This is a genomic window from Embleya sp. NPDC059237, assembly GCF_042754105.1.
Taxonomy (GTDB): Bacteria; Actinomycetota; Actinomycetes; order Streptomycetales; family Streptomycetaceae; genus Embleya.
The window spans coordinates 555,953-568,590 of the sequence record NZ_JBHZAE010000004.1; the positions used below are offsets into that span (position 1 = coordinate 555,953).

Sequence of the window (12,638 nt, forward strand, 5' to 3'; positions counted from 1 at the left end):
TCGTGGCCGGAGCCCGGGTCGACCCGGCATCCCCGCGCCCGCGGTCCCGATACAGTCCGAGCGGCACCGGCTACGCGCGACGACTCGGAGTTTTGTCCCCATGGGCATTGGCGACACTGGCGACACCCCTCGGCCCGGTCGCCCGCGTGACCCGCGCACCGACGAGTCGATCCTGGCCGCGGCCCGCGAACTGGTCGCCGAGCAGGGGTACAACCGGGTCAGTATCGACGCGGTCGCCCGCCGCGCGGGGGTGACCAGGCCGACCGTGTACCGCCGCTGGCCGTCGAAGGCGCACCTGGTGCACGAGGCGGTGTACCCGGCCCGCGAGATGAGCTTTCGGCCGCTGCCGCACGAGGACTTCGCCACCGGCGTGTCGCGCTTCGCCGAGGCCGCGCTCGACTCCTTCCGCCGCCCGGAGACCGCGGCGGCGGTGCCCGGGCTGCTCGCCGAGTACCGCGACCAGCCCGAGCTGAAGGATCTGCTCGTGGCCCGGATGGATCCGGTCCGGGCAATCTTCCGGGCCTTCGTCGCGGACGCGATCGCGCGTGGTCAGGCCCGCCCGGACCTGGACGCGGATCTGCTGTTCGAATCGCTCAGCGGCGCGTTGATGTTCGGCGTCCTGGGCAGCGACCTGGCCGCCAAGCCCGGCTTCGCCACCTCGGTGGCCCGGCTGCTGACATACGGCGCGGCCCGCCCCTGAGCGGTGGCTCGGGGACGGGCCGCGCGGGCGCTGCGGATCAGTTGGCGCCGTACGCCTCGATCGGCGGGCACGAGCAGACCAGGTTGCGGTCGCCCTGGGCGCCGTCGATCCGACGCACCGGCGGCCAGTACTTCTCGGCCGGCACCACGCCGGCGGGGAAGACCGCCTCCTCGCGCGTGTAGGCGTGCGCCCATTCGCCGGCCAGCAGCGCGGCGGTGTGCGGGGCGTTCGCCAGCGGGTTGTCGTCGGCCGGCAGGTCACCCGAGGCGACCCGGTCGATTTCGCCCTTGATCGCGATCATCGCGTCGCAGAACCGGTCGATCTCGTGCAGGTTCTCGCTCTCGGTCGGCTCGATCATCAGCGTGCCCGGCACCGGGAAGGACATCGTCGGCGCGTGGAACCCGTAGTCGATCAGCCGCTTGGCCACGTCGTCCACGCTGACGCCGGTGGCCTTGGTGATCCCGCGCAGGTCGATGATGCACTCGTGGGCGACCAGGTCGTTCGGGCCGGTGTAGAGCACCGGGAAGTGCGGCGCGAGCCGCCTGGCGATGTAGTTGGCGCCGAGCACGGCCACCTGGGTGGCCTCCTTGAGCCCCTCCGGGCCCATCAGGCGCAGGTAGGTCCACGGGATCGGCAGGATCGCCGCGGAGCCCCAGGGGGCCGCCGAGATCGGTCCCACGCCCGTCTCCGGGCCCGCGGTGGGCTGGAGCGGGTGGTTGGGCAGGTACGGCGCCAGGTGCGCGCGCACCGCGACCGGGCCGACGCCGGGACCGCCGCCGCCGTGCGGGATGCAGAAGGTCTTGTGCAGGTTCAGGTGCGACACGTCGGCGCCGATCGCGCCGCCGGGCTGGGCCAGGCCGACCAGCGCGTTCAGGTTCGCCCCGTCCACGTACACCTGGCCGCCGGCCTCGTGGATCGCCGCGCACACCTGCTCGATGCCCTCCTCGAACACGCCGTGCGTGGACGGGTAGGTCACCATCAGCACCGCGAGGGTGTCCCGGTACTGCTCGATCTTCGCGTGCAGGTCGGCCAGGTCCACGTCGCCGTTCTCACCGGTCTTGACCACCACCACGCGCATCCCCGCCATCACCGCGCTGGCCGCGTTGGTGCCGTGCGCGGAGGAGGGGATCAGGCACACGTCGCGCGCGGTGTCGCCGTTGGCGTGGTGGTACGCGCGGACCGCCAGCAGCCCGGCGAGTTCGCCCTGGGATCCGGCGTTGGGCTGGAGCGAGACCTTGGCGTAGCCGGTGATCCGGGCCAGCGAGTCGGCCAGCCCGTCGATCAACTCCAGGTAGCCCGCCGCCTGGTCGACCGGCGCGAAGGGGTGCATGTTCGCGAACTCGGGCCAGGTGATCGGCTCCATCTCGACCGTGGCGTTGAGCTTCATCGTGCACGAGCCGAGCGGGATCATGCCCCGGTCCAGCGCGTAGTCCTTGTCCGCGAGCCGGCGCAGGTAGCGCAGCATGTCGGTCTCGGAGCGGTGCGTGTGGAAGACCGGGTGGGTCAGGAACTCGGTGTCGCGCAGCAGCCCCGAGGGCAGCGCGTCGGCGGTCTCGGCGTCGAGCGCGGCCACGTCGCCGCTCACCCCGAACGCACCCCATACCGCCTCGACGTGCGCCCGCAGCGTGGTCTCGTCACACGTGATCGCCACGTGGTCCGCATCCACCGGCCGCAGGTTGACGCCGGCCGCGCGGGCCGCGGCGAGCACCTGCTCGGCCCGACCCGGCACCCGGGCGGTGACCGTGTCGAAGAAGTCGCCGTGCACCACCTCGACGCCGCCGGCCCGCAGCCCGCCCGCCAGCACCGCCGCGTAGCGGTGCGTGCGGCGCGCGATCGAGGCGAGCCCGTCCGGCCCGTGGTAGACCGCGTACATCCCGGCCATCACCGCGAGCAGCACCTGTGCGGTGCAGATGTTGCTGGTCGCCTTCTCCCGGCGGATGTGCTGCTCGCGTGTCTGCAGCGCGAGCCGGTACGCGGGCGCGCCGTCGGCGTCCACCGACACCCCCACCAGGCGGCCCGGCATGCTGCGGGTCAGCTTCTCGCGGACCGCCAGGTAGCCCGCGTGCGGGCCGCCGAAGGCCATCGGCACCCCGAACCGCTGGGTGGTGCCGACCGCGATGTCGGCGCCCATCGCGCCGGGCGCGCGCAGCACGGTGAGCGCGAGCAGGTCGGCGGCGACCGCCACCAGGGCACCCTGCGCGTGCGCGGCCTCGATCACCGGGGTCAGGTCGCGGACCAGACCGTCGGTGCCCGGGTACTGGAGCAGCACCCCGAAGCAGCCGCCCTCGGGCAACCCGTCGGCGGTGTCGGCGACCACGACCTCGATGCCCAGCGCCTGCGCGCGCGTGCGCACCACGGCGATGGTCTGCGGCAGCGTGGCCGCGTCCACGACGAACACGTCGCTCTTGGCCCGGCCCGCCCGGCGGGCCAGCGTCATCGCCTCGGCGGCGGCGGTGGACTCGTCGAGCAGCGAGGCGCCGGCCACGTCCAGGCCGGTCAGGTCGGTGACCACGGTCTGGAAGTTGAGCAGCGCCTCCAACCGGCCCTGGGAAATCTCCGGCTGGTAGGGCGTGTAGGCGGTGTACCAGGCCGGGTTCTCCAGCACGTTGCGGGTGATCACCGGCGGGGTGAAGGTGCCGTGGTAGCCGAGCCCGATCATCGAGGTCAGCACGGTGTTGCGGGAGGCCAGCTCGCGCAGTTCGGCCAGCACCTCGGCCTCGGTGCGCGCGGCCGGCAACTCGAAGCCCGCGAGCGCGCGGATCGCGGCGGGCACCGCCGCGTCGGTCAGCTCGTCCAGGGACCCGTAGCCGATCGCGGCGAGCATCTTCGCCTGTTCGTCGGTGTCCGGACCGATGTGCCGGCCGGTGAACGGCGACGCGGCCTCCAGGCCGGTCAACGAGCCGGGGCCGGAGGGGAGTACGGCGTGAGCACGCGTCGGGGCAGGGGTGCGCGGTGTCATCGCGAAAGGCCTCCTGGATCGCTCCTGGACGGACACGCGGGTCGCGCGCCCACCGGCCTCCCCCTCTGTCATCGGTACCTGAGAGCTTCACCCCGCCCGGAACACCGGCGGGGCCGGTCCCACGAACGCGATTTGCACCGTCGGCGAGGATCCGACCCGACTCGGCGAGCCACGTGCGGATCCTGCTTTCCAGAGTGCCCACGACCACGCGGTACGGGTGCCTGAGAGATTCCGGGGAGGAGTTGCTCCTTCGGCGCCTCGTGCGGACGACACGAGGACTCTCCCGCGCGAACGTAATGGGCGGCTTCAACGGTATCAGCGTGGCATCGGATGCGGACGGGACGCCAGGCCGGAGGGGTGCGGGTTGTCAGGTCGACGGGAGTGACGGGGGCGGTGGGCCGGGGTCGGCGGGCTCGGCGGGCTCGGCGCCCGTGCCCGGCAGGGGCAGCGGCTCCCCCGGTCGCAGCGCCGGGTCGGCGAGGGCGAACGTACGCACCCGGCCCGGTTTTCCGCCCGGGACCTCGAAGCGCACCGTGACGCGGCCGATGCCGCTGCCCTGGACCCAGCCGGGGCCGAAGTCCTCGTGGACCACGTCCTGGCCGGGGGACCAGGAGACCCGCTCGGGGCCGGCCTCGGCGGGCTCCTCCCCCGTCGGCCCCGCGTCGTCGTCCTCCGGCCCCTCCGCCGGCGTGTCGGCGACGCCGAACAGGTCCTGCTGGGCGAAGTCGGCCAGGCCGCTGACACCCACCCCGAGCAGCCGCACCCCGCCCGTGACGTCCACCTGGGCGGCCAGGCGACGGATCGTCTCGCGCACCACGCCCGGGTCGTCGGTGGGGCCGCGCAACGTCTCCGAGCGGGTGAGCGTGCTGAAGTCGTAGCGACGCAGCTTCAACACGATGGTGCGGCCGGAGCGGCCGGCCGCGCGCAACCGCTCCACGCAGCGGATCGAGAGCCGGTCCAACTCCCTGGTGATCCGCTCACGGTCGACCAGGTCGGTGGCGAAGGTGTCCTCGACCGACACCGACTTGGCGTCCCGGTCGGCCACCACCGGGCGCGCGTCCAGGCCCGCGGCCAGGACGTGCAGGCCGTGTCCGTGCGCCTGGCCCAGCAGGCGCACCAGTTCGCTCTCGTCCACCGCGGCCAGGTCGGCAACGGTGTCCAGGCCGGCCCGGCGCAGCACGTCGCCGGTGGCCGGGCCGACCCCGGGCAGCGCGCGCACCGGGAGCGGGTCGAGCATCGCCCGTTCGGTGCCGGGCACCACCACGCACAACCCGTCGGGCTTGTCCGCCTCGGAGGCGATCTTGGCCAGCAGTTTGGAGGTCGCCGCGCCGACCGAGCAGGTCAGGCCGGTGGCGGCGTGGATGTCGGCGCGCAGGCACACGGCGATCTCGGTGACCCGGGCGGTGTCCAGGGCGTCGCCGTGCGGGCCCGCGTCCAGGTCGATGAACGCCTCGTCCAGGCTGAGCGGTTCGACCAGCGGGGACAGCCGGTGCAGCAGCTCCATCACGGTGTCGCTGACCTGCCGGTACAGGCCGAAGCGGGGGCTGAGGAAGGCCGCGTTGGGGCAGCGCCGACGGGCCTCGCCGATGGACATCGCGGAGCGTACGCCGAAGACCCGGGCCTCGTAGGAGGCCGTGGCCACCACACCCCGGGCGCCGATGCCGCCCACGATCACCGCCTTGCCGGCCAGGCTGGGCTTGGCGACCTGCTCGACCGACGCGTAGAACGCGTCCATGTCGAGGTGGAGGATGCCCGGCGCCTGTCTCACACCGCGCAATCATGACGCACCGCTCCGACATCTTCGGTGAACGGTCGTTCGGACGCGCCGAAGCGAGACACCGGGCGGCGGCCGGTCGTCCCGGCGGTCAGTCCTCCAGCGCGCGCCGGATCGCGTCGCTGGGGCCGGCGGTCACCCGGGGGTCCGGCTTGAACACGATCGTTCCGGTCGCCTTGATCGCGGCGAGCACCTCACGACCGGTTCCGTACACGGTGGGCCCGATGTGGCCCCACGTCAGGGATCGGTCCGGAACACCGTAGGCATCGATACCGGCGGCCTTGCACAGCGCCAGCGCACGCCGCAGATGGAAGCTCTGCGTGACCACGATCATCCGCTCGATGCCGTAGATCCGCTTCGCCCGGGTGCAGGACTCCCAGGTGGAGAATCCCGAATCGTCGCTCACGACACGTTTGTCCGGGACTCCGCGCTCGACGAGGTAGCGCCGCATCACCCCGGTCTCGTCGTAGCGGTTGCCGCCGCCGTCGCCGCTGACCAGGATCACCCGGGTCTTGCCGGCCCGGTACAGCCGCAACGCCACGTCGAGGCGGCGGGCCAGCAGATCCGACGGCCGATCCCCCCGCACGCCCGCGCCGAGCACCATCGTGACGTCGCGCGCGGGCACCCGTTCCACCGAGCGCACCCGGTCCCCGGCGTACAGATGCAGCCCCGTCATCGGGGCCAGTCCGGCCGCCGTGAGCAGGACGACGGCCTGGTAGCCGCGCCGTTGGGCACGCCGTGAGCGGGGCAGGGTGGGGCGACGAAGGGGCACATCCACGTGGACGTCCCGCCCCGCGCGCCGGTTCCCATCGGCGGTGTCGCCGCTCAGACCGCGCGATCTCGACGCCTGCGGGCCAATTCGTCACCCGGATGAACCTGCGGGGTCGGCTCCCCGGTGCCGGTGTGCTCGCCCTGGAGCTGCGCGAGCGAGCCCTCGACCTCGCGCCACACCGCCCCCACCGCGATGCCGAAGACCCCCTGGCCGCCCTGGACCAGGTCGATGACCTCGTCGTAGGACGTGCACTCGTACACGCTCGCCCCGTCGCTCATCAGGGTCATCCCGGCCAGGTCGCCGATGCCGCGTCCGCGCAGGTGGGCGACCGCGATCCGGATGTTCTGCAGCGAGACGCCGGTGTCCAGGAGCCGCTTGACGATCTTCAGCACGAGGATGTCGCGGAAGCCGTACAGCCGCTGCGTGCCCGGGCCGTGGGCCGAGCGGACCGTGGGCTCGACCAGGCCGGTGCGGGCCCAGTAGTCGAGTTGCCGGTAGGTGATGCCGGCCGCCGCACAGGCGGTCGGGCCGCGGTAGCCCACGTCCTCCGACGGAGTGCCGGGTGGGACGACGTCCGGCCGCCGGAGGCCCGCACCGGGGTCGGTCGCCGGCAGAGGACGTGCCGTGCGGGCGCGCTCCGCCGCCGTGATGTCGCCGGTGCTGCTCACGCCGACCTCCCTTTCGTCCCCGCGCGCCCGGGTACGGCGCGAGGAGTCTCTTTCAGTCCCGGGCCGCAGGCGGCGAGGTGCAACGCGCAGGGGTCATCCCGGAACTGTCGATTTCGACGGTAGGCAGTCACCAACAGCGCGTCAACGACCGGGCCGTTCGGCACGCCGAGTGACGCTGCTCGCACGAGTGGTTTGATCCCGGCGCACACGGGTAGGTCTGCCGGCTTTGCCACTGATCGCTTCTGCCCGGAACCGATCGACCCTGATCGGTCCGAGACGCGAAGAACCGCCGACCGGGACCCGGTCGCCGAGGAGGCGAGGGGGTCGGTCGACGGTTCCGAGGATGCGCCGGGCCGGGGGCCGGCTATTGGCTCGTGGTGCCGAAGTCCTCGGGCGAGATGTCGTTCAGGAACTCCCTGAACTTCTCGATCTCGTCCTCCTGCTCGTTGGGGATCACGATGCCGGCCTCGTCCAGGACCGCGTCGCTGCCCACGATCGACGTCCCGGTGCGTAGCGCGAGCGCGATCGCGTCCGACGGGCGCGCGCTGACCTCCACGCCGCCGGAGAAGACCAGCTCGGCGTAGAACACGCCCTCGCGCAGGTCGGTGATCCGGATCTGGGTCAATTCCTGCCCCAACGCCTCCAGCACGTCCCGGAAGAGATCGTGCGTCAGAGGACGCGCGGGTACCACGCCCTGTTGGGCGAACGCGATGGCCGTCGCCTCTACCGGGCCGATCCAGATGGGGAGATAACGATCGCCCCCCGTCTCCCGTAGGAGCACGATCGGCTGGTTAGAGGGCATCTCCACCCGGACGCCCACAACCTCTAGCTCGTTCACATCGCCACACTAGCGCGCCCGACTGTCGGTGACCGATCCCCGGGGGCCGAATAGGTCGGGGATTCGTCGTTTTTTCTTCGTGGCGCCGCCGGGGGCCGGCGCGGGTCCGGGGCCCGGCGGCGACCGTACGCCGGGGTAGGGCGCCGAGCGGGCGCGCCGGTCAGCGGCCCAGGCGTGGCGCAAGCGCGGAGGTGACCAGGACGGTGTGCAGGCGCGAGGTGAGCGCCAGCAGGTCGCGGACGGTCTCCTCGGCGCCCGCCTTGGCGCGGGCGCCCCTGCGGTGCAGGAGCGGCGCGACGATCTGCTCGACCAGGGCGGCCTCGCGGTCCGCCGCGGCCTTGGCCTGGCGCAGGTGGCGCGGCTCGACGCCGTAGCGGCCGAGCGCGGCCACCAGGCGGGCCACCACGAGCGCGTCCCCGTCGTAGACCACACCCTCCTGGGCCGCGTCCGCACCGGCCTCGTCGGGGCGCGGCCGGTGCGGCTGGATCAGGCCGAACTCCTCCAGGCGGGCCAGGTCCGCGTCCTGGATGCCGGCCGCGGCGATCAGCCCCGGCCGGTCCAGGAGCACCGTGCCCCCGTCCCGGCCGGCCGCTCCGGGATCGCCGCCCCCGTTTTGGGGGTGCTCGGATTCGGCCGGGGTCGGGCCGGCCGGTTCGAGCCCACGATCCATCGCGTCGAGCTGGTCCTTGATCACCCGTAGCGGCAGGTAGCGGTCGCGCTGCACACGCAGCACGTAGCGCAGTCGTTCGATGTCGGCGGGGCCGAACTTGCGGTAGCCCGACGGGCTCCGCTGCGGCTCGATGAGCCCTTCCGCCTCGAGGAACCGGATCTTGGAGATGCTGATGTCCGGGAACTCGGGACGCAGCAGGGTCAACACCCCGCCGATGCTCGAGGAGACCGATCCGGCCGCCGCCGGACTCACCCCATCAGCCCCTGCCTGCTCGGGAAGAAGACCAGCCGGTACTTGCCGATCTGGACCTCGTCGCCCGGCGCCAGCGGGACCTCGTCGATGCGCTCGCGGCCCACGTAGGTGCCGTTCAGGCTGCCCACGTCGGCGACCGCGAAGCCCCCGGCGGTGCGGCGGAACTCGGCGTGCTTGCGCGAGACCGTCACGTCGTCGAGGAAGATGTCGCTCTGCGGGTGCCGACCGGCCGTGGTGCGGTCCGAGTCGAGCAGGAAGCGGCTGCCGGAGTTGGGGCCCCGACGCACCACGAGGAGCGCGGTCCCCGGCGGCAGCGCGTCCACCGCGGCCTGCGCCTCGGGGGTCAGGATCTCGCGGGGCGCGGGTTCCGCGTCCAGCGCCTCGATGCCGCTGATCGAGATGGTCGAGGTCTGCTCCGACGCCCGCTCGGCGCCGGCGCCCAGGCGCGCGCCGCAGTTGGAGCAGAACCGGCCGCCGGGCGGGTTGTGATGCCCACAGGTGCCGCACACGACCACGTCGGCCTCCTGACCTGTCCCGGTCGAACCTCGACCTTCGGTCGAGAGTTGTCCGAAACTTATGCGCGCCGTGTGTTCCTGGTCAACAGCGACATGCCCGGCGGTGGCGTCGGATTCGCCCATCCGGGGGGCGGGGGCGGGAGCGGGCGACGCGCCGGTGGAGGCCCCGTAAGGGGAACCCGGCGGCATCGTCGGCGGGGCGGCCGGCGGATTGCCGGACCTTCCCGCATCGGCAGCCGGCGCGTCGCCGGAGCGACGGGAACGACCGAACAATTTCGCGAACAACTTCACGGGCGAACCTCCCCGAGAGAACCTGGCCCGCCCGTGGGGCAGGAGGAGTGGGTCGTGGTGATGGACTGCCTACCGCTTCGCCGGGCCGTCAGGAGCCCAGGCTGTTCTGGTAGGCGGCCGCGTCCAAGAGCGCGGCCGGGGCGGCGGGGTCGTCGAGGCGCACCTCGAACATCCAACCATCGCCGTAGGGATCGGAGTTGACCAACTCCGGTGCACCGTCGAGCGCGTCGTTGACGGTGGTCACGACGCCGTCGAGCGGCGCGAAGAGGTCGCTGACACTCTTGGTCGATTCCAGTTCGCCGCAGGGCTCTCCGGCCACGACGCGGGTGCCGACCGGCGGCAGCGTGACGTAGACGATGTCACCGAGCGCGTCCTGCGCGAATTCGGTGATGCCGATCCGCACCGTCCCGGAGATCTCTTCCATGACGCGCACCCATTCGTGCTCCGTCGTGTACGCGAGATCTGCGGGGTACATGCGGACAGCCTGCCCTTCTTGCCTGATGAGTGATGCACCGACGGCGACCGGCGGACTGATTCTGTCAGGTGTGCTCACCCGTTACCGGCGCCCGGTGCCGAGCGAGCGTAACCAGGCTTGTTCGCAGGCCGCAAGGCGTCGATCTGCACGTCCTGCGAGGGGGTGACGATGGCCCCCGCCTGCTTCTTCTCCAGCGTCTTCACCACGCCTCCGGGGATGTTCAGCGCGGGCTGGAGATCCTGCGGATTGCCGATCACCTTGAACACGTACGGCGGCAGCACCTTGACGTCGTCGATCACGATGTCACCCGGCGGCGTGCCATTGAACCAGGTACCGGCCACCACGCGGACATCGTTGATCTGGATCACCTCGGCGCCCGCCGCACGCAGTTCCTGGAGCGTGTCGAGCAGCACGTCGCCGGTGACCTGCCGCTGCGGATCGGTGATCGTCAGTGTGATGCCGGGCCCGCTCGCCTTGACGGTGCCCGCCAGCACGCCCAGGGCGTCCGCCTTGGCCGCGTTCTGCTGCCGGGCCTCCTGGACCCGGTCGTTGCTGCTCTGCAGCTGTGTGCGGCTGTTCTCCAAGCGGTGCTTCTCGTCCTCCAACCGCCGTGTGCGCGCGTTGAGTTCGTCCAGCACCCGGACCAGGTCCTCCTGCCGCGCGCCGCGCAGCGGGTTCGACTCGTTGTTCGATCTGACCTGGATGGCCAGCCCGGCGCCGAGCGCGAACAGCAGCACGGCGCCCACGAGTTGGGCCCGGCTCACGCGCGGCGGCCAGAACGCCTCGATCAGCCGGCGCCGACCCGGCTGGTCGTCGACCGGCTCGGCGGCGTGCGACGCGACCGGATGCGGATCGACCCGGTCCGCCCCGTCGGGCGGCGCGGCCCCGACCGAATCCGATTCCGGCCCGGGCGTGTCGCGCGCTTCGGCGCGCGCCCCCGCGTGCGGGAGTTCGGACGGGTCGCCCGGTTCGGGCGTTTCACGTGGTTCGCGCGCCGGGAGCTTGTGCCGGATCTCGTGTGCGGACTCACGCACCGGCGCGGTGATCGGCGCGATCTCCGAGGTCACCTCGGCGGCCTGCTCGCGGATCCGCTCCCGGATGTGCCGGCCCTCGTGGTAGAGGTCGACCGGGCGCCGGGTCTCGATCGTGGGTTTGCGGGCGGACGGCGCCTCCGGCTCCGGTTCGATCCCGGGGGCCGGCACCGGTTCCGGATCGGGGTCCGGATCCGGAATCGGAGCCGGAGCCGGAGCAGGTTCCCGCGCCGGCGGGCGTTGCGGCTCCTCCGGCGGGCGCGGGAGCCCCAATTCACGGGGGTCCTCGTCATGGCGGGCGTGTCGCCCGCGCGTCTCGTCCGTTTCGTCGGCCATGTGTGACTCCCCGTCAGGCCCGGAAGACGTGCCGCCGGATGGCCGCCGCGTTGGAGAAGATCCGGATGCCGAGCACGACCACCACGCCGGTGGACAGCTGCGCGCCGACGCCCAGCTTGTCGCCGAGGAAGACGATCAGGGCCGCCACGACCACGTTCGACAGGAACGAGACCACGAAGACCTTGTCGTCGAAGATGCCGTCGAGCAGTGCGCGCAGGCCGCCGAAGACCGCGTCGAGGGCGGCCACGACCGCGATGGGCAGGTACGGCTCCAGCTCGTGCGGGATCACGGGTCGGGCGAGATACCCGACCACGACCCCGAGGACCAGGCCGAGGACCGCGATCACTGTTTACCCTTTCGTTCGGTCGCCTTTTGCGACGTTGTCGGCGCGCCGGTCGGCCGGGCCGAACCGCTCGGCGGTCCGCCGGTGCCCGTGGGCGTGGCGGGCGGTGGGCTCGGGGTCGGTTTGGCCGGGGTGCTCGGCGGCGGGGCCGGCGGCGGTGCGCCCGCCGGGTTCGCGTAGCGCAGCGAGGTACCCAGGGCGGCGGGCAGCTTCATCTTCTTCTGCGCGCTCAGGTTGACCCGGATCCCGTAGTTCTCCTGCAACTGGCGCAGATACCGCCCGTCCGCGCCGACCATGAACTCCACCTGCATCGGCTTCGCGTTGCCGATCGCCAGGATCGTATAGGGCGGCGCCAGCGGGCGGTTGTCGACCAGGATCGAGGCGCCGGCGGCGCGGATCGCGGACAGCGCGGTCAGCCGCTGGTTGTTGATCGAGATGGCCTCGGCGCCGGCCTTCCACAGGCCGTTGACCAGCCGCTGGAGGTCCCGGTCCAGGATCCGGCCGTTGGCCGCGGCCTCGGCCTGGCGCGGGTCGCTGGTGCCGTTGCTGTTGTCCGAGCCCTTGGCGTCGTCGGCGACCACCTTCAGCCCCGGCCCCTCGACCGGTTCGGATCCGGTGAGCAGCGCGAGCAGTTCGACGCGGTCCTTGGCTCCCTTGGGCAGGGAAACCTCCTGGATCGCGTCCACCTCGTCGCGCAACCGTTCCACGGTGGACTGGAGGCCGTCCACCTCGGCCTCGTCGGCGTGGATGCGGTCGACCAGCTGGTGCCGCTCACGCTCGGCCTGCGGCGCGGCGGCGTGCACCTTCATCGCGGCGACCATCAGGATCATCGCGATCAGCGCGACCCCGACGACCGCGAGTATCCGGGCCAGCGGGCCCTTGTTCATGCCGGTGTCGCCGCGCACCGCACGCCGCGCGGTGGCCTCCGCGTAGCCGGCGTCGAGGCTGTTGGTCATCATGTCCACGAGCAGGGACATCGAGGCGTCCGGCCGCCTGTACCGGCTTGTTCCCGGT

The 12,638-nt window shown here is 72.4% G+C and carries 12 protein-coding genes and 1 riboswitch; of the genes, 1 reads left to right on the forward strand and 11 read right to left on the reverse strand.

Going from position 1 to position 12,638, the window contains the following annotated elements; genetic code table 11:
* The first annotated feature begins 100 nt into the window (after positions 1-100).
* Entirely contained in the window at positions 101-700 is a 600-nt protein-coding gene (locus tag ACFXKZ_RS16575) for a TetR/AcrR family transcriptional regulator (protein WP_380000930.1), read from the forward strand.
* Positions 701-737: 37 nt separating this feature from the next.
* On the opposite strand, the gene gcvP is transcribed toward ACFXKZ_RS16575, so the two are convergent.
* From gcvP to ACFXKZ_RS16630, 11 genes are all read right to left on the reverse strand, one after another.
* On the reverse strand, positions 738-3,659 hold the full coding sequence (gene gcvP / locus ACFXKZ_RS16580; RefSeq protein ID WP_380000932.1) for an aminomethyl-transferring glycine dehydrogenase: 2,922 nt from the start codon (positions 3,657-3,659) through the stop codon (positions 738-740).
* 199 nt (positions 3,660-3,858) lie between these two features.
* A riboswitch (glycine riboswitch) is annotated at positions 3,859-3,955 on the reverse strand.
* 71 nt (positions 3,956-4,026) lie between these two features.
* Positions 4,027-5,427, reverse strand: a complete 1,401-nt coding sequence (locus tag ACFXKZ_RS16585; protein ID WP_380000934.1) for a DNA polymerase IV — start codon at positions 5,425-5,427, stop codon at positions 4,027-4,029.
* 97 nt (positions 5,428-5,524) lie between these two features.
* Positions 5,525-6,211, reverse strand: coding sequence for a vancomycin high temperature exclusion protein (locus ACFXKZ_RS16590; protein ID WP_380000936.1), 687 nt, complete (start codon positions 6,209-6,211; stop codon positions 5,525-5,527).
* Positions 6,212-6,258: 47 nt separating this feature from the next.
* The gene (locus ACFXKZ_RS16595) at positions 6,259-6,873 is read right to left on the reverse strand and encodes a MerR family transcriptional regulator (RefSeq protein ID WP_380000939.1); all 615 of its coding nucleotides are present in this window, start codon (positions 6,871-6,873) and stop codon (positions 6,259-6,261) included.
* A gap of 364 nt (positions 6,874-7,237) precedes the next feature.
* Positions 7,238-7,711: a bifunctional nuclease family protein gene (locus tag ACFXKZ_RS16600; protein ID WP_020548711.1), complete on the reverse strand. Its 474-nt coding sequence runs from the start codon at positions 7,709-7,711 to the stop codon at positions 7,238-7,240.
* 160 nt (positions 7,712-7,871) lie between these two features.
* The gene (locus tag ACFXKZ_RS16605; protein WP_380000941.1) at positions 7,872-8,633 is read right to left on the reverse strand and encodes a MerR family transcriptional regulator; all 762 of its coding nucleotides are present in this window, start codon (positions 8,631-8,633) and stop codon (positions 7,872-7,874) included.
* Complete coding sequence (locus tag ACFXKZ_RS16610) at positions 8,630-9,148, reverse strand: FHA domain-containing protein (RefSeq protein WP_126640676.1); 519 nt, start codon at positions 9,146-9,148, stop codon at positions 8,630-8,632. Before ACFXKZ_RS16610 ends, ACFXKZ_RS16605 begins: the two co-directional genes overlap by 4 nt.
* A 379-nt stretch (positions 9,149-9,527) precedes the next feature.
* Positions 9,528-9,914, reverse strand: coding sequence for a glycine cleavage system protein GcvH (gene gcvH / locus ACFXKZ_RS16615; RefSeq protein ID WP_380000943.1), 387 nt, complete (start codon positions 9,912-9,914; stop codon positions 9,528-9,530).
* Positions 9,915-9,988: 74 nt separating this feature from the next.
* On the reverse strand, positions 9,989-10,927 hold the full coding sequence (locus ACFXKZ_RS16620) for a DUF881 domain-containing protein (protein ID WP_380001153.1): 939 nt from the start codon (positions 10,925-10,927) through the stop codon (positions 9,989-9,991).
* Positions 10,928-11,294: 367 nt separating this feature from the next.
* Entirely contained in the window at positions 11,295-11,627 is a 333-nt protein-coding gene (locus ACFXKZ_RS16625) for a small basic family protein (RefSeq protein ID WP_020548716.1), read from the reverse strand.
* Positions 11,624-12,601 carry a DUF881 domain-containing protein gene (locus tag ACFXKZ_RS16630; RefSeq protein ID WP_380000945.1) on the reverse strand — a complete coding sequence of 326 codons (978 nt, stop codon included), beginning with the start codon at positions 12,599-12,601 and terminating at the stop codon, positions 11,624-11,626. Before ACFXKZ_RS16630 ends, ACFXKZ_RS16625 begins: the two co-directional genes overlap by 4 nt.
* Between the last annotated feature and the right edge of the window lie 37 nt (positions 12,602-12,638).